We start from the raw sequence: 15474 nt of genomic DNA, 5'->3' as shown, positions 1-15474 counted from the left end.
TGCGTGAACAATCCCACCGCTTTTTTTCTAGAGGGTACCGCGGGCAGGCTTTTCTGCACGGGTTCGATCTCGGATGAGGCAGCCGGCCCAGGTCGCAGTGTCGTCATACTGCCGCCGTTCGCCGACGAGATGAACAAGTCGCGGCACGTGCTCGCCGCCGTGGTACGTGCCCTGGGCAGCGCGGGACACAATGTGCTGATGCCGGATCTGTACGGCACCGGTGACAGTGAAGGCGATTTCGGCGATGCGACGCTGGATATCTGGCGCTCGGATATCGACACGACGATAGAGAGGCTCAGTCCGCATGGCACCGTGGACATCGTCGGCCTGCGCGCCGGTGCCTTGTTCGCGGTTGACGCGGCATTGCGTTACCGGGTGGGATCACTGGTACTGATCAATCCACTGCTCGATGGCAAGCAACTCCTGAATCAGACCTTTCGCCTGCATCTCGCCAGTGCGTTGAAAGGCGGCGGTCGGGGCGGCACGATCACGAAGCTCAAGCAGCGTCTGGTGGCCGGCGAAGTGTTGGAGATCGGTGGTTACCCGATGACCTGGCAGCTGGTCCACGAGCTCGAGGAACTCTCTTTGTACGGGATGACGACCAACGATGTCGATCGGATCCACTGGGTCGATCTGAGCGTGCGTGCCAACCGCGTGGGCGTAACCGCCGGCCAGGGTGTACGCGACACCTGGGTCGAGGCGGGGATTCCGGTGAGTGTCACCCACGCCGATTGCGAGGAATTCTGGTCCACCCAGGAACTTGCCCCTTGTCCCGGTATGGTGCAGGCGGTCACGCGCTGCCTCTCGCGGTAGGACCACGGTGGTCAACGAACAGCCCGTTTATTTCGACTGCGCCGGCGAACGGTTGCTGGGGATCATGCATGCCGTCGAGGGGCAGCCGGAGGTCGGCGTCCTGCTGGTCGTAGGCGGACCGCAGTACCGGGTCGGAAGTCATCGCCAATTCGTACTGCTGGCGCGTGACCTCGCGGCCGCCGGTATACCGGTCTTTCGCTTCGACTACCGGGGTATGGGTGACAGCGGCGGCGCGATGCGCGATTTCGAGGGGATTTCCGACGATATCCGTTGCGCATTGGATGTGCTGTTCGAGCAACAGCCGGGTATGCGGGGCGCGGTACTCTGGGGATTGTGTGACGCCGCCACCGCGAACGCGTTCTATGCGGGCGAGGATCCGCGCGTAGTGGGCCAGATCGCGCTGAATCCCTGGGTGAGGACCACCGAAGGCGTCGCCAGGGTGTTCATGCGGCACTACTACCCACGGCGGGCACTCAGCGGTGCCTTCTGGCGTCGTCTGACCTCGCTGCGGGGTGGGCTTGGCGCGGCGCTACGCGATTTTGCGGAGAAACTGCGCTACCTGCGCAACAGCGGCAATGCCGGTGGCGCAGGCGACACCCATTCACTGCCCTGGCGATTTCGCGAAGCGCAGCTCGGCTTCCGTGGTCAGACACTGGTGATACTCAGTGGCCAGGACCTGACGGCCAAGGAATATCAGAGCCAGGTCGCCGAGTCGCTCGAATGGCAACGTTGGCTGCAGTCCTCGATGGTCACAGTGCGCAAGCTCGAAGACGCCGATCACACCTTTTCACGGGCGGCATGGCGTACCCAGGTGGCGCAATGGTCGCGTGACTGGATCGCGAATCTCGGCGACTGACCGCACCTCCGGGCGACGGCAACCGTCGGTATTGCCATTTCAACCATCCGTACGGCGAGCGGTGAATACCTCTGCATAGCGCTGCGCAAGCGCTGAACGATCGATCTTGCCGTTCGGATTGCGCGGCAGCTCGGCGATGATCTCGACGTGACCCGGCAACATGAACATCGGCAGATGGACTCTGCAGTGCGCAAGGATTGCGTCGCTGTCGAGCGTCGCCGGATCACCTTGAACCAGCAACACGATGCCATAACCGAGCATCGGATGCGGCGCGCCCAGCGCGACAGCCTGTTGCACGCCAGCGACCTGGAACACGATCTCCTCGATCTCTCCAGGACTTACCCGATATCCCGAGGTCTTGATCATCTCGTCGTTGCGGCCGATGAAATAGAGATAGCCATCGCGATCGCGACGGACCCGATCGCCGGACCAGACTGCGAGTTCCGGATTCGGAATACCGGGAGGTTGGCCCGGCGCCGGCTTGAAGCGGATATCGGTCTTTTCGCGGTCGCCCCAGTAACCCAGCGCGACCAGTGCGCCACGGTGGACCAGTTCGCCCGGCTCGTCGTCATCGCATTCGCTGCCGTCGGGTCGTACCACCATGATGTCCGCGTTGGGGATCGCCTTGCCCATGGACTCGGGCCGGAGGTCGACCTGATCGGGCGGCAGGAATGTCGAACGAAACGCCTCGGTCAGTCCATACATCAGGTACACCGCCGTGTCCGGTAGCGCGGTGCGCAACGCCTGGGTGGTCGGTACCGGCATGGCCCCCCCCGAATTGGTGATATATCGCAGACTTCGTACGGCCTCCTCGGGCCAGGGCAACACCGCCAGCTGGTTCCACAGCGGCGGCACGGCGGCCAGGCCGGTTATCGTGTGTCGGACCACGGCCCGGATCACGTCGCGCGGCAGAAGGTAGTCCATCAGTACGACCGAAGCGCCGACCAGGAACGCCGTGGTGAGTTGACTGAGCCCATAGTCGAAGCTGAAGGGGAGCACCGCCAGCAACCGGTCGCCGGCGGAATTGCCAAGGTAGCTGGCGACACTCTGGGCGCCGGCCAGCATGTTGCGGTGTGACAGCACGACACCCTTGGGCCGGCCGGTGCTGCCCGAGGTGTAAAGGATTGCCGCCATATCCGCGTCTATGCGACGCAACGGTGGGAACCCGGCCGCGCCGAGCATCGCGCGCCAAGCGGTGACCTGCAGGTCCGGGCAGCAGGTCAGCGTTGCCACCTCGCCGGTGACCACCAGGTGTTCGAGGTCCGGGCAGGTGGCCAGGGTCTCTGCCAGCAGAAGTGCGCGGTCGGGACTGGTGATCAGGATGCGGGTCGCGCAATCGCGCAGAATGTGGCCGACCTGCTCCGGCTTGAGCACCGGATTGACCGGCACGAAGACGCCGCCGGCGGCCATGCTGCCGAACATGGCGATCACCGTCTCGAACTGCTTGGGCAGGTATACTGCAACGCGTTGGTCACGGTCGACCCCGAGGGCGCGCAGACCGGCCGCGGCCTGCGCGACGGCTTCGCCGAGCGCCGCGTAGTCGAGGCGCTCCTGTTTCCAGAACAGTGCCGGCGCGTCGGGTGCGCGCCGCGCGGATTCGACGATCAACTGGTGAAGCAAGAACGCCATGGACAATCTGTTGCTCCGAAAAAAAACTGAGTATAGCTTCGGGCGCGGCCCGTCCAGCGGGATCTTTGCAGGCCTGTTCAGCTGGCTGCTGCTGGTGATCTTTCTTCCGTTCCCGGTGGCGCAGGGTGCAACCCTCGCGGACACGATCGACGCCATCAAACCCTCGGTCGTCGCGGTCGGCACCTTCCGTCCCAGCGGTAGTCCACGGCAGCTGTTCCTGGGGACCGGCTTCGTCGTGGACAACGGCCATCTGGTCGTGACCAACCATCACGTGATTCCGCAAGAGTTCGACGATGCGAAGCGCGAACAGCTCGCGGTGTTCTCGGGCCGCGGTCGCAAGGCGCGGTTCCATCCGGCCAAGGTGGTCGCGACCGATGCGGTGCACGACCTCGCGCTGCTGTATATCACGACACCTCTGCCGGCACTGCGCCTGTCCGGTGAAGCGCCGGTTCGTGAAGGCACCGAGATCGCCTTTACGGGATTTCCGATCGGCATGGCACTGGGACTCTACCCGGTGACGCATCGCGGCATCGTATCGGCCATCAGCCCGGTGGCCCCGCCACAGCTGGGATCGCAGGTACTGACCGCGAAGATGATAAAGGCGATGCGCGACCCCTACGATGTGTTGCAGCTCGACGCCACCGCCTATCCCGGGAACAGTGGCAGCCCGGTGTTCGATCAGGCCAGCGGAAAGGTACTCGGGGTGGTCAACAGCGTATTGGTGAAGGGCACCAAGGAGGCGGCGATCGAGCATCCGTCCGGTATCAGCTACGCCATCCCGGTGCAGTTCGTTCGCGAACTGCTCAAGCGGGCACCTCAGTAAACCAGGGCGAAGATCAGCGCCCCCAGCAACAGTCGGTAGAGCACAAAGGGCCACATGCCGACCCGCTCGATGAAGCGCAGAAAGAAGTAGATCGTCAGATAGGCGGCGGCCGCCGACAACACGACCCCCAGCGCGAGCGCGCTCCAGTCGACCGGTGCCGGATCTTCCAGCAGATCCTTGGTCACCAGCGTCGCGGACGCCAGGATGGTCGGGATCGACAGGAGGAACGAGAAACGGGATGCCGCCTCACGGGTCAGGCCCAACCACAGCCCGGTGGTCATGGTGATGCCCGAACGCGAGGTTCCCGGAACCAGCGCGAGTACCTGGCTGGCGCCAATCAGCAGCGCATCGTTCATCGTCAGGCGGTCGAGGCTGCGGGAACGCCTGGCACGCAGGTCCACCACACCCAGCAGCAGCCCGAACACGATGGTGGTGGCGGCGATCACCCAGGGCGCTCGCAACTCGCCCTCGACCAGCGACTTGAACGCCAGACCGGCCACGACCACCGGCAGGGTCGCCAGGATGATCATCCAACCGAGACGCGCCTGTTCGGACATCTGCCCACGTGAACCCAGCGAACCCAGCCAGGCGAGTGCGATCTGCCAGACGTCGCGCCGGAAATAGACCAGCACGGCGGTCAGCGAGCCGAGGTGCACCGCAACGTCGAAAGCCAGCCCCTGGTCGGCAAAACCGAACAGGTAAGGGGACAGGATCAGGTGGCCAGAACTTGAGATCGGCAGGAATTCGGTCAGGCCCTGGACGATCGCCAGGACCAGGATCTGCAGGTCGCTCACCGGCCGCGCTCGACCAGTTTGCGTTCCCAGTCCAGGGAGCTGCGCGCGATCTCCTCGAGGTTGTCGTAGCGGGGTTCCCATCCCAGCACCTCACGGATCTTGGTCGCCCCTGCGATCAATGCCGGCGGATCGCCCGCGCGCCGGCCCTGCTCGATGATGTTCAGCGGTGCACCGTGTACGCGTTGTACGGTATCCAATACCTCGCGCACGCTGTATCCGTGGCCGTAACCGCAGTTGAGGACCTGCGAAGCTCCGCCGGCGCGCAGGTGGTCGACGGCCTTGAGGTGGGCCGCCGCAAGATCCTCGACGTGGATGTAGTCGCGAATACCGGTACCGTCCGGTGTCGGGTAGTCGGTACCGAAGATGTACAGCGCGTCACGTTTGCCGAGTGCCTGTTCGGCGGCGACCTTCATCAGCAGCGTCGCCCCGGGTGTCGACTGACCGATCCGGCCCTCCGGGTCGGAACCGGCGACATTGAAGTAACGCAGAATCACGAAACGCAGGTCGCTGGCCGCGCCGAGGTCGCGCAGCATATGCTCGCTCATCAGCTTCGACATGCCGTACGGGTTGATCGGTGCCGTCGGAGTCTCCTCCCAGCATTGCTCCGATTCCGGAATGCCGTACACCGCGGCGGTCGACGAAAACACGAAGTGCCTTACTCCGGCCTCTGCACAGCATTCGAGCAGATTGCGGGTTGCACAGGTGTTGTTGCGGTAGTACTTGAGCGGATCGGCGACTGATTCCGGCACGATGGTATGCGCAGCGAAATGGATCACCGTGTCGACCCTGTGTTCGCGCAGCAGGCCACTTACCAGCGCCTTGTCCGCGGTGTCGCCTTCGACGAAATCGCCGTACAGGACATGATCGCGGAAGCCTTTCGTCAGGTTGTCCAAGGTGACGACGTCTTCGCCTGCTTCACCGAGCTGTCGGACCGTGTGACTGCCGATATAACCAGCTCCGCCAGTGACCAGAATCTTGTTTGCCGCCATGCCTTGTCCTTTACGTCGAGCGTTTGCCGTTTCGCGAACCGCGGGGGTGCGCAATGATACCTGTTGCCGGTGACCGATTCACGGGTGACGGTAATCAAAGTAGCGCAGATGCAGATCGCCACGGGGGGGAGACAGCGCGACACTCGCAAACAGCCCCGGGTCCATCGTCAGTCCGAGGCAGGTCAGTGAGCCGGGATCTACCGGGTCGGCGAAGATGCCGCGACCGAGCGCCTTCTGGCGCGCCTCCATGCGCGTCCAGAGATCGAGAAAGCGCGCCAGGCGCTGTGCCCCATGCAGGCCCTCGAGTACCGACAACTCATCCCCGGACAACACCCGGCGCGCGAGTCGCAAGGGGTTGTCCAGCCGTCGTTGCGCCTCGACGTCGACGCCGACCTGTCCACTGCCGGTCAGCGCGAGCAATGCGATGCCACGGGTGTGTGAAAGGTTGAAATCGATCGCCGGATCGACACCCTCCAGGACAGGTTTGCCGCCCGGTGGGCGTGCGATCGTCAGGTGTCCTGGCGGTAGCCCGAGGTAGGCCGCAAGGATCACTGCGAGCGCTTGGTGCGCGTCGGCATGCGCGGTGGCGGGTGTATCGAGCGGAATCCGCCATATGTCGACCTGGCCTTCGTCGAGCGTCGGAACGGCCGGTGGTATGCGCCAGTCGGGGTGCACGGTTGGGTACATGGTGTAGTACGACAGCGCATCCGCGCCATCGGTGCAAGTCTGCTGATATGCTGATGCCCACGCGGTCACCGCGATACCCGACCACCGATGCTGAAGACCATCATTCGCGCAAACCAAGAACGGCAAGCCGGCGACCCGCCTGGGCCGGTGGCGGTCCATCCGCTGTTGTGGCGGCTCTACCGCGGACGCGGTGTCGACCACCCGGCCGACGTCGAACGCACGCTGCCGACACTGGTGCCACCGGATCGCATGCGCGGGCTGGATCGCGCCGTCGAGGTCCTGGCCCGGGCACTGGACGAGGGACAGCGGATTCTGGTCATCGGTGATTTCGACGCCGACGGCGCCACCAGTTGCGCGCTGGCCCTGACGGCGTTGCGCAGCTTCGGCCATACGGCAGTCGATTTCCTGGTCCCCAACAGGTTCGAGTTCGGTTACGGCCTGACGCCGGAGATCGTCGAACACGCCAAGCGCTATCGCCCGGATCTGATCGTCACGGTCGACAACGGCATCTCGAGTGTCGCCGGGGTCGCGGCGGCACGCGCACTGGGCTGGGGCGTGGTGGTGACCGATCACCATCTCGCCGGCAGCGTGCTGCCCGAGGCCGATGCGATCGTGAATCCGAATCTCGCTGACAATCCGTTTCCGTCGAAGGCCCTCGCCGGTGTCGGCGTGATCTTTTACGTATTGCTCGGGCTGCGCAGTCATCTGCGCGCCAGCGGCTGGTTCGAACGCCGTGGGCTGACGGAACCGAACATGGCCGAGCTGCTCGACTTGGTCGCACTCGGTACGGTCGCCGACGTCGTGCCACTGGATCGCAACAACCGGGTCCTCGTGCATCACGGACTGCAGCGCATACGCGGCGCCCAGTGCCGGCCGGGGATCGCGGCCTTGTTGCGCGTCGCCGGGCGGGACCCGGCACGCGCCCAGGCCAACGACCTTGGTTTCGCCGCCGGTCCGCGACTGAATGCCGCGGGACGGATGGACGACATGGCACTGGGGATCCGCTGCCTGCTCGCCGACGACGCGGACGAGGCATGGGCCCTGGCGAGTGCGCTGGACGACCTGAATCGCGAACGTCGCAGCGTCGAACAGGACATGCAACATCAGGCCGAGGCGATGCTCGCCGACTGGGGCCCCGCCGAAGCGCACGATCTGCCCTGGGGACTGTGCCTGTTTCACGAAGACTGGCACCAGGGCGTGATCGGGATTCTCGCGTCACGCATCAAGGAGCGCCATCACCGACCGGTCATCGCGTTCGCTGCGGTGGGCGACGGTACCCTGAAGGGATCGGCGAGGTCGATTCCCGGCCTGCATATACGCGACGCCCTCGACGAGCTTGCGGTACGTCATCCCGAATTGCTGCAGCGCTTCGGCGGACACGCGATGGCCGCCGGGATGACGATCGAGGCCGATGCGTTCGATGCGTTTGCGCAGGCCTTCGACACGGTGGTGCGGCGTCACCTGACCGCCGACGATCTGCACGCGGTGATCCATTCCGACGGTGCACTGGCACCCGGCGATCTGAATCTCGACACCGCGCGCGTCGTGCTCCAGGGCGGTCCCTGGGGACAGGGATTTCCCGAGCCGACATTCGACGACCGGTTCGAGGTCGTCAGCAGCCGGATCGTGGGCGAGCGCCACTGGAAGCTGGTGCTGCGTGTGCCGGGCAACGATCAACTGCTGGACGCCATCGCGTTCAACGCCGTGCAACAGCTGCCGCAGATGCCCGGGGCGATCCATGCCGCCTACCGCCTGGAGGAGAACCTGTGGCAGGGGCGGTCCAGTCTGCAGCTGCGTATCGAATACCTGGAGGGGGCCGATGATGTCGGAAGATGACGAGCGGCAGCGACCGAGCAAATCCGCACGCAAACGCGAACTGCTTGCCCTGCAGGATCTCGCCAACGAGATGGTGGGGCTCAGCAACCGCGAACTGGAGCAGCTTGGCGTCGACCCGCAGCTGCGTGCGGCACTCGATCTGGTGCGGCCGATGCGCCCGTCCGGAGCACGCAATCGACAGATCAAGCATTGCGTGAAGTTCATGGACGACGCCGAACTCGGCGAGGTGCGTGCCTATCTGGCGGATCGGCACGCGGGGCAGGTGGAGGCAAATCGCGCATTGCACCGATGCGAGCGCTGGCGCGACCGCCTGATCAACGACGGCGACACCGCGCTCGAGGCATTGTTCGATGAGTTTCCGGAGCTCGAGCGGCAACCGGTCCGGCAACTGGTGCGCGAGGCGATTCGACAGCGCGACAGCGGTGCGGCCGCCGGCGCGGCACGGCGCCTGTTCCGCCATCTGCGCGATCGCCTCCCGGCGATGGAAATCGAAAAAAATTAAATACTCAGGCATCGGTCCGACACGGCGGGTGGCGTAAGCCCACGGAAACGGGAGAGTTTTGTTGCGGCGCAGCACAGCGCCTAGGACGCACGTCCGTACGGGTAATTGATTTCTGTCGTGAACTCCCCTAAATAGGCTATTACTTAACGTTAATCGCAAGAAACGGAACCGCCCCCGCAATGACGACCACAGTGCGCCGCCCGGTCCATCTCAACCTTTTCAAGATCAAGCTCCCCATCGCCGGCATCATGTCGATCATCCACCGCGCCACCGGCGTGTTCATGGTGATCGCACTGCCGTACCTCATCTACCTGCTGGATCTTTCTCTGGCGGGCCCAGCGGGCTACGCGCAGGCCGGCGAGAGCCTGCATGGACTGGTCGGCTCGGTGTTCGTGTTCCTGATCATGTGGTCACTGATGCATCACCTGCTGGCGGGTATCCGCTACCTGCTGATCGACGTCGACGTCGGCGTCGAGAAGGCGGTCGCCGGCCAGTCGGCGCTCGCTGTCGTGATTGCCGGGCCGATTCTCGGCTTGTTGCTCGCCGGGGCAGTGCTGTGAGTCGCAAGGCCTCGGGATTGCGCGCCTGGGCGATACAGCGCCTGACAGCGATCTATGTCGGCCTCTTCACGTTGTACCTGGTCGGGGTCCTCGCGTTTGCCGCGCCCGCTGATCACATCGCCTGGCGTGCGTGGATCGGTTCTCCGTGGGTGAGTGTCGCGCTGCTGTTGTTTGTCGCGTGCGTATTGATGCATGCCTGGATCGGCGTGCGCGACGTGTTGATCGACTATGTGCATCCCATTGCGATACGCGCGGCCCTGCTGGGTGGCGTTGCGCTGGGGCTGATCGCACTGGGTCTGTGGGCCGCGCAGGCACTGATCCTGGTCCGTCTTGCCTGACGAACCGGCTACCCGCGGATGCCGGTTTGCGCCACGCGCGCGGCTTTCGCTGAACTGACAACCTTTATCTCCGGGACCGAGTCCTGCGCTGGAATGCACGATGGCTTTGAACAAACGACGTTTTGACGCCCTGATCATCGGTGCCGGTGGCGCCGGACTGAATGCCGCGATCCAGTTGGCGAACACCGCCGCACGGGTCGCAGTCGTCTCGAAGGTGTTTCCGACGCGCTCGCACACGGTGGCCGCACAGGGCGGGGTCAATGCGGCGCTTGCCAACGTGCTGCCAGACAACTGGCACTGGCACATGTTCGACACCGTAAAGGGCTCGGACTATCTCGGCGACCAGGACGCCATCGAGTTCATGTGCCGGGAGGCGATCCCCACGGTCTACGAACTGGAGCACAACGGCGTGCCGTTCTCCCGGCTCGACAACGGCAAGATCTACCAACGTGCGTTCGGTGGACAGAGCCAGGATTTTGGTGGTGCCCAGGCGGCGCGCACCTGTGCCGCCGCCGACCGTACCGGGCACGCGATCCTGCATGCGCTGTATCAGCAGAACGTGCGCGCGCGTACGCATTTCTTCGACGAGTATTTCGCGATCGACCTGATACGCGACGACGAAGGCGCGATCCTCGGCGCGCTGGTGATGGAGATCGAGACCGGCGAACCGCTGCTGATCGAGGCCAAGGCGACGGTGTTGGCGACCGGCGGTTGCGGCCAGGTCTACCGCACCACATCCAACGCACACATCAATACCGGTGACGGCACGGCGATGGCATTGCGCGCCGGGATACCCCTGATGGACATGGAGTTCTTCCAGTTCCACCCGACCGGGATCGCCGGCAAGGGGATGTTGATCACCGAGGGCGTGCGCGGCGAGGGCGGTTATCTGGTCAACAAGGATGGCGAACGCTTCATGGAACGCTATGCCCCCAATGCGAAAGACCTCGCCAGCCGCGACGTGGTGTCGCGGGCGATCGTCACCGAGGTCAAGGAGGGCCGCGGTTGCGGGCCGAACGCCGATCATGTGTTGCTCAAGGTGGATCACCTCGGCGAGGAGATCATCGCGAAGCGCCTGCCCGGTATCCGCGAGAGCGGCAAGATCTTCGCCGGCGTCGACGCGGCACACGAACCGCTACCGGTGTTCCCGACCGCGCACTACGTGATGGGTGGTATTCCAACCGATCCCTATGGCCGGGTGATCGTACCGCAGGGCACTGGTGAGGAGGTCGTGCCGGGCCTGTATGCGGCCGGCGAGTGCGCCTGCGTCTCGGTGCACGGCGCGAACCGACTGGGCGGCAACTCCCTGCTCGACATCCTGGTGTTTGGCCGTGCCGCTGGGCTCGACGTGATCGAGAACCTCAAGGAGCAGCGCAACCACCGTCCGCTCAACGAATCGAGCGTCGACGCGGCGATGGCACGCCTGGCACGGTGGGACCAGAAGGGCGACGGCATATCGGTGCGCGAACTGCGTGATGAATTCCGCAAGGCCATGGAGGACCACGCCGGCGTGTTCCGTACCGAGGAGATCATGAGCGAGGGCGTCGAGAAGCTCAAAGCGCTGCGCAACAAGCTGCCGGACGTGCGGTTGCACGATCATTCCAAGGTCTTCAACACCGCGCGCGTCGAGGCCCTGGAGCTGGAAAACCTGTTCGACACCGGGATCGCCATCGCCTATTCGGCGCTGATGCGCAGCGAGAGCCGCGGTGCCCATTCGCGTCCCGATTATCCAAACCGTGACGACACCAACTGGATGAAGCACAGCCTGTATTTCCGCGACGACGACCGGATGGACTACAAGCCGGTCCGCACCAAGCCGCTCACGGTCGAGTCCTTCCCACCCAAAGAACGCGTGTACTGAGGGGCGTGCGATGAAATTTCTGGTTTACCGCTACAATCCCGAGACCGACACCAGCCCGTACATGCAGGCATTCGACATCGAGGTCACGCGCGGCATGATGCTGCGCGACGCCCTGCTGGAGGTCAAACGTCTGGACGAGTCGTTCGCGTTCCGCCACTCGTGCGGCGAGGGCGTATGCGGTTCGGATGGCGTCAACGTCAACGGCACCAACAAGCTCGCCTGCATCACGCCCGTCTCCGAACTCAAGGAACCGGTCGAGGTACGCCCGTTCCCGGGTCGGCCGATCATTCGCGACCTGGTCGTCGACATGACGCAGTTCTACCAGCAGTACAAGGCGGTCAAGCCCTGGCTGGTGCGCAACGATCCGATGCCGGAGCAGGAGATCCTGCAGTCTCCCGCCGAGCGCGACAAACTCGACGGTCTGTACGAATGCATTCTGTGCGGCTGCTGCTCCACCGCCTGTCCTTCGTTCTGGTGGAATCCCGAAAAGTTTCATGGCCCCCAGGCACTGCTGACGGCATGGCGCTTCCTGGCGGATTCGCGCGACCAGGCCACCGACGAGCGCCTCGACGCGCTGGAAGGACCTTACAAGCTGTTCCGCTGCCATACGATCATGAACTGTGTGGAGGTCTGTCCCAAGGGGTTGAATCCGACCAAGGCGATCGGCCACATCAAGACGCTGATGCTGAAAAACGCGGTCTGAACGCCGGTCGCGGTGTCTGCAGGACGTCGCCGGCGACGACTCACTGCACCGAGATCGGTTCCATGGTGAGGCGATGACCGACCGAGACAGATCGAACCTGGGTCAGCTCCGCTGGCAGTGCCGACGCGGCATGCTCGAACTCGATTTCGTCCTCGAGCGTTACCTCAACGACCTCTACGCCACCGCGGACCACGCGGAACAGCAGCTGTTTCGCCAACTGCTTACCGCCCAGGACCCGGAGCTCCAGCTATGGCTGTTGAATGGCCAGGCACATCCCGATCCCGCATGGCAGCGGCTGATCGACCGAATCCGGATGCCAGGCGAACGCCAAGGGTGATAGCGCGCCAGGCCCAGCCACGATTGGCCCGTCTTGATGCCGCAGTGTCCCGACATCGTCGACCTGCAGTATGCGGCCCGCTCAGTTCGTCGCTTCGCCCATGCTCTGCTGCAGACCGATCATCGACGCCTGACTCACCTTGATCAGTCCTTGCTGCGGTCGGTTCAGGTCGATGACCAGCGTGACCAACACCGCAAACGCTACTGTCAATGGCACCACCGCAGCCATTCGCCGTTTGCCACTCAGGCCTGCCTGTATCCCCAGCGTCGCCATCGTCAAAAGGGTGATCGCTGAGAGTGCAATCCACACCGAATTGGGGATACGGTTGCGTAACGCCGCGTCGAGACGCTTCTCGTGCATGTCGATGACGTCGTTCATCGCCTGCACCATCAGCGCTGAATTGGTGTCTGGCGTTGCCCTGGCGACCGCGACGACCTCGTGCCACAACTGGCGTTGAAGTTCGGCCGTACGGGCGAGGGCAGTGGCCATGTCGCCACCCTCGACCACTTCGACCCGGATCTTGACGTACTCGCGCAGCAGGTTCCGTACGGTTGCGGACGATGCCTCATGCAGCAGATCGGCACGCAGAAAGGCGGTGCCGATGGTGTTCGCGTCGTCGATCACGCCCTGCTTGCGCGCCTGATGCTGCGAAGCGGCCATCGAAAAGGTGAACGCGAGGACGAAACCCAGCATCCCAAGCAAGCCGCCGACCATCGGTCCGAGCGAAGAAGACGCCGCCTCATCGGTGTCCGAACGCGCGAACCGATTGACCCTGAATCCGAGCTCGAAGAACGCCAGCATCATCAGCGTTACGACGGCAAAGAAAACCGAGATGGGTGCGGACATCAGCAGACCGTTCGACATGGGCTCCTCGCTGGCGGATATTCGATGGTCGGGGCGCGGAAGCACGCCCCGGCGCCATTCTGCCGGACCTGCCGTATCCCTGAACAGAGGCCATGGGGTCCCCACGATCGACCGCGCCGGCATCGCGATCACGGACGCCCGGCCTTACCTCGAAGTGGCGGTCGAACAGGCCGCGCGGCAGTGCTCACACATCCACCGCCTCACTGGCTGTGGTCATTGCGCGGTCTGCGGTCGCGGGGGAACGGCCAGCGATTCCGACAGCTCTTCGCGGATCACCCAGCGCCCCTGTGCGTCGGGTTCCACCAACAGCGTCAACGGGCTGGTGTGTTGCTCCAGGTTGGAGTGCCGCCGCGCGTGGACGCGGAACCCCCGACCTTCCTCGACGTAGGTGACATCGCTGTACTCGCTGGTGTCATTGGTCGCCTTGGCAACCGGCATCGCCTGCCGGATCAGCATCTTGTACTCGGTTGCGGGGACCTTCAACTCGACCGACTCGCCGTTCGGATAGAGACGGGTATTCACGATCAGGGCATCGTCTGCGTACAGATCGGCGACTGCCGGGTCGAACGCGTGCTCGAGCGCCACGTATCGCTCGAACAAGGCGCTCGCCTCGGAAAGGGCGTCGGCCCTCGCGATGCCGAACAGCGCGGACAGACCCAGTAGCCAGACAAACGCACAGTGTTTCATCGTTCAACCCTCGGTGGTGAATCGGGCGAAGCGGTGACGGAAACGGACCGCCGGTCCTTTCGGCAAGGCATGCCTCCAACCGAGCATAGCCTTGGTGGTCGATGTGTCGAGACGAACATTCGACGGAACCCCGTCGACCGGGGTCATCGACGGCTTGCAGGCGGCGCCGCGTCGAAATGGACGCCAACTCAACTCGACAGTTGGCGTGCCATACGGTTTATCGGGGCAACGATCGCGCGCATCGTCACCGCGCCCCGTCGATACGCACCATCAGCACGTCGCAGCGTGCGCTGTGACTCACCCCGCTGGCCGTCGAGCCGAGCAGGCGGGCCACGCCCTGGCGGCCGTGCGTGCCCAACACGATCAGGTCGGCATGCAGACCCTCGGCCTGCGAAAGGATTACCCGCTTCGGTGACCCGAGCAGCACGCTGCCCGAGAGGCCGTCGGCAGCGAATTCCGTCAGCATCGCGCTCATCCGCTCTTCGGCGGCGTCGACGAGTTCCTGTTCCAGGTTGAGGTCGACCGGAGCGACGGGATCCACCGTCTGGTCGTAATAGACGTAGGCGTCCACCGCGTGTACCAGGCTCACCCGGCCACCGTGGCGCTTCGCCAGGTCGAGGGCACGGCGTACGGCGCGTACCGAATGTGCCGAGAAATCCACACCGACCAGGATGTGCCGGTAGGGTGTGGGAGTCGCGGCATCGAGCCTCGCCTCACGCCTCGGCTCGCGCAGCCAGTCCCAGGCATCGCCGATCTGTTCTTCCTCGAAGAAACTGACCTGGGCGCTCGTGAAGGGCTTGGCCATCAGCGCCATCCAGCGTTGCAGGGTGCCGTGTCCGACGATCGCGATGCGCTCGAAATCCTGGGCATGTTTCATCCCCAGCCGGAAGTCGTCCCACGCGGCGGCCAGGTCCCAGCCGTGAAAATCCACGAGCTCGAGCAGCACCGAAATCCGGCCGCTTTCCTCGATCAGCTGTTCGACACGCGGCAGGAACTCCTGGTAGTCGGCGTGCGTCAACCTCCCGCTCAGTCGGAAGGCCACGATGTTCTCTTCCTGTACGGGCATTTGCCGGATCATGACTGTCCCTCCGTCAGCGTTACTGCGGCACCCGCCGGATGCCCTCCGATCGGCAAGGATACCTCTCTGCGGATGATCAGATCACCGCCGCTCTGCACGCGGTGCAAAAGGCGGTGA

General features: G+C 64.3%; 17 protein-coding genes. 10 read left to right on the top strand and 7 right to left on the bottom strand.

Annotated elements, in window-relative coordinates; genetic code table 11:
* Nucleotides 1-3: 3 nt before the first annotated feature.
* Both H6955_19080 and H6955_19075 read left to right on the top strand, forming a co-directional pair.
* On the top strand, nt 4-813 hold the full coding sequence (locus H6955_19080) for a hypothetical protein (GenBank protein MCP5315672.1): 810 nt from the start codon (nt 4-6) through the stop codon (nt 811-813).
* A 7-nt stretch (nt 814-820) separates the two neighbouring features.
* Nucleotides 821-1669 carry a hydrolase 1, exosortase A system-associated gene (locus H6955_19075; protein ID MCP5315671.1) on the top strand — a complete coding sequence of 283 codons (849 nt, stop codon included), beginning with the start codon at nt 821-823 and terminating at the stop codon, nt 1667-1669.
* Nucleotides 1670-1708: 39 nt separating this feature from the next.
* Here the strand turns inward: H6955_19075 and H6955_19070 are convergent, their stop codons facing one another.
* Entirely contained in the window at nt 1709-3298 is a 1590-nt protein-coding gene (locus H6955_19070; GenBank protein ID MCP5315670.1) for an acyl-CoA ligase (AMP-forming), exosortase A system-associated, read from the bottom strand.
* On the opposite strand from H6955_19070, the gene H6955_19065 reads away from it, so the two are divergent.
* Nucleotides 3297-4121, top strand: coding sequence for a trypsin-like peptidase domain-containing protein (locus H6955_19065; protein ID MCP5315669.1), 825 nt, complete (start codon nt 3297-3299; stop codon nt 4119-4121). The genes H6955_19070 and H6955_19065 overlap by 2 nt on opposite strands.
* Here the strand turns inward: H6955_19065 and H6955_19060 are convergent.
* The 3 genes from H6955_19060 to H6955_19050 form a co-directional block, all read right to left on the bottom strand.
* A complete protein-coding gene (locus tag H6955_19060) occupies nt 4115-4915 on the bottom strand; it encodes an undecaprenyl-diphosphate phosphatase (GenBank protein ID MCP5315668.1) in 801 nt (266 codons plus the stop codon). The genes H6955_19065 and H6955_19060 overlap by 7 nt on opposite strands.
* Entirely contained in the window at nt 4912-5904 is a 993-nt protein-coding gene (galE, locus tag H6955_19055; GenBank protein ID MCP5315667.1) for a UDP-glucose 4-epimerase GalE, read from the bottom strand. The genes H6955_19060 and galE overlap by 4 nt, the downstream gene beginning before the upstream one ends.
* A gap of 78 nt (nt 5905-5982) precedes the next feature.
* A complete protein-coding gene (locus tag H6955_19050) occupies nt 5983-6660 on the bottom strand; it encodes a 4'-phosphopantetheinyl transferase superfamily protein (GenBank protein MCP5315666.1) in 678 nt (225 codons plus the stop codon).
* An 18-nt stretch (nt 6661-6678) separates the two neighbouring features.
* Here H6955_19050 and recJ point away from each other — a divergent pair, with 18 nt between their 5' ends.
* From recJ to H6955_19015, 7 genes are all read left to right on the top strand, one after another.
* Entirely contained in the window at nt 6679-8427 is a 1749-nt protein-coding gene (recJ, locus tag H6955_19045) for a single-stranded-DNA-specific exonuclease RecJ (GenBank protein ID MCP5315665.1), read from the top strand.
* Nucleotides 8411-8929 (top strand): DUF615 domain-containing protein, encoded by a 519-nt coding sequence (locus H6955_19040; GenBank protein MCP5315664.1) that lies wholly within the window; start codon nt 8411-8413, stop codon nt 8927-8929. Before recJ ends, H6955_19040 begins: the two co-directional genes overlap by 17 nt.
* Nucleotides 8930-9108: 179 nt before the next feature.
* Nucleotides 9109-9489 carry a succinate dehydrogenase, cytochrome b556 subunit gene (gene sdhC, locus H6955_19035; protein MCP5315663.1) on the top strand — a complete coding sequence of 127 codons (381 nt, stop codon included), beginning with the start codon at nt 9109-9111 and terminating at the stop codon, nt 9487-9489.
* Nucleotides 9486-9827 carry a succinate dehydrogenase, hydrophobic membrane anchor protein gene (gene sdhD, locus H6955_19030; GenBank protein MCP5315662.1) on the top strand — a complete coding sequence of 114 codons (342 nt, stop codon included), beginning with the start codon at nt 9486-9488 and terminating at the stop codon, nt 9825-9827. Before sdhC ends, sdhD begins: the two co-directional genes overlap by 4 nt.
* A 100-nt stretch (nt 9828-9927) precedes the next feature.
* Nucleotides 9928-11688 carry a succinate dehydrogenase flavoprotein subunit gene (sdhA, locus tag H6955_19025; protein ID MCP5315661.1) on the top strand — a complete coding sequence of 587 codons (1761 nt, stop codon included), beginning with the start codon at nt 9928-9930 and terminating at the stop codon, nt 11686-11688.
* Nucleotides 11689-11698: 10 nt separating this feature from the next.
* Complete coding sequence (locus tag H6955_19020) at nt 11699-12391, top strand: succinate dehydrogenase iron-sulfur subunit (GenBank protein ID MCP5315660.1); 693 nt, start codon at nt 11699-11701, stop codon at nt 12389-12391.
* A gap of 73 nt (nt 12392-12464) precedes the next feature.
* Nucleotides 12465-12728, top strand: a complete 264-nt coding sequence (locus H6955_19015; protein MCP5315659.1) for a succinate dehydrogenase assembly factor 2 — start codon at nt 12465-12467, stop codon at nt 12726-12728.
* 81 nt (nt 12729-12809) lie between these two features.
* Here H6955_19015 and H6955_19010 read toward each other — a convergent pair whose 3' ends face one another.
* The 3 genes from H6955_19010 to H6955_19000 form a co-directional block, all read right to left on the bottom strand.
* Nucleotides 12810-13592, bottom strand: a complete 783-nt coding sequence (locus H6955_19010; GenBank protein ID MCP5315658.1) for a hypothetical protein — start codon at nt 13590-13592, stop codon at nt 12810-12812.
* A 213-nt stretch (nt 13593-13805) separates the two neighbouring features.
* Nucleotides 13806-14279, bottom strand: coding sequence for a hypothetical protein (locus H6955_19005; GenBank protein MCP5315657.1), 474 nt, complete (start codon nt 14277-14279; stop codon nt 13806-13808).
* Nucleotides 14280-14523: 244 nt separating this feature from the next.
* Nucleotides 14524-15357, bottom strand: coding sequence for a universal stress protein (locus tag H6955_19000; GenBank protein ID MCP5315656.1), 834 nt, complete (start codon nt 15355-15357; stop codon nt 14524-14526).
* Nucleotides 15358-15474 lie beyond the last annotated feature (117 nt).

This window comes from Chromatiaceae bacterium (assembly GCA_024235395.1).
GTDB lineage: Bacteria > Pseudomonadota > Gammaproteobacteria > Chromatiales > Chromatiaceae > Thiosocius.
This window is presented reverse-complemented; position numbering and strand designations above follow the sequence as displayed.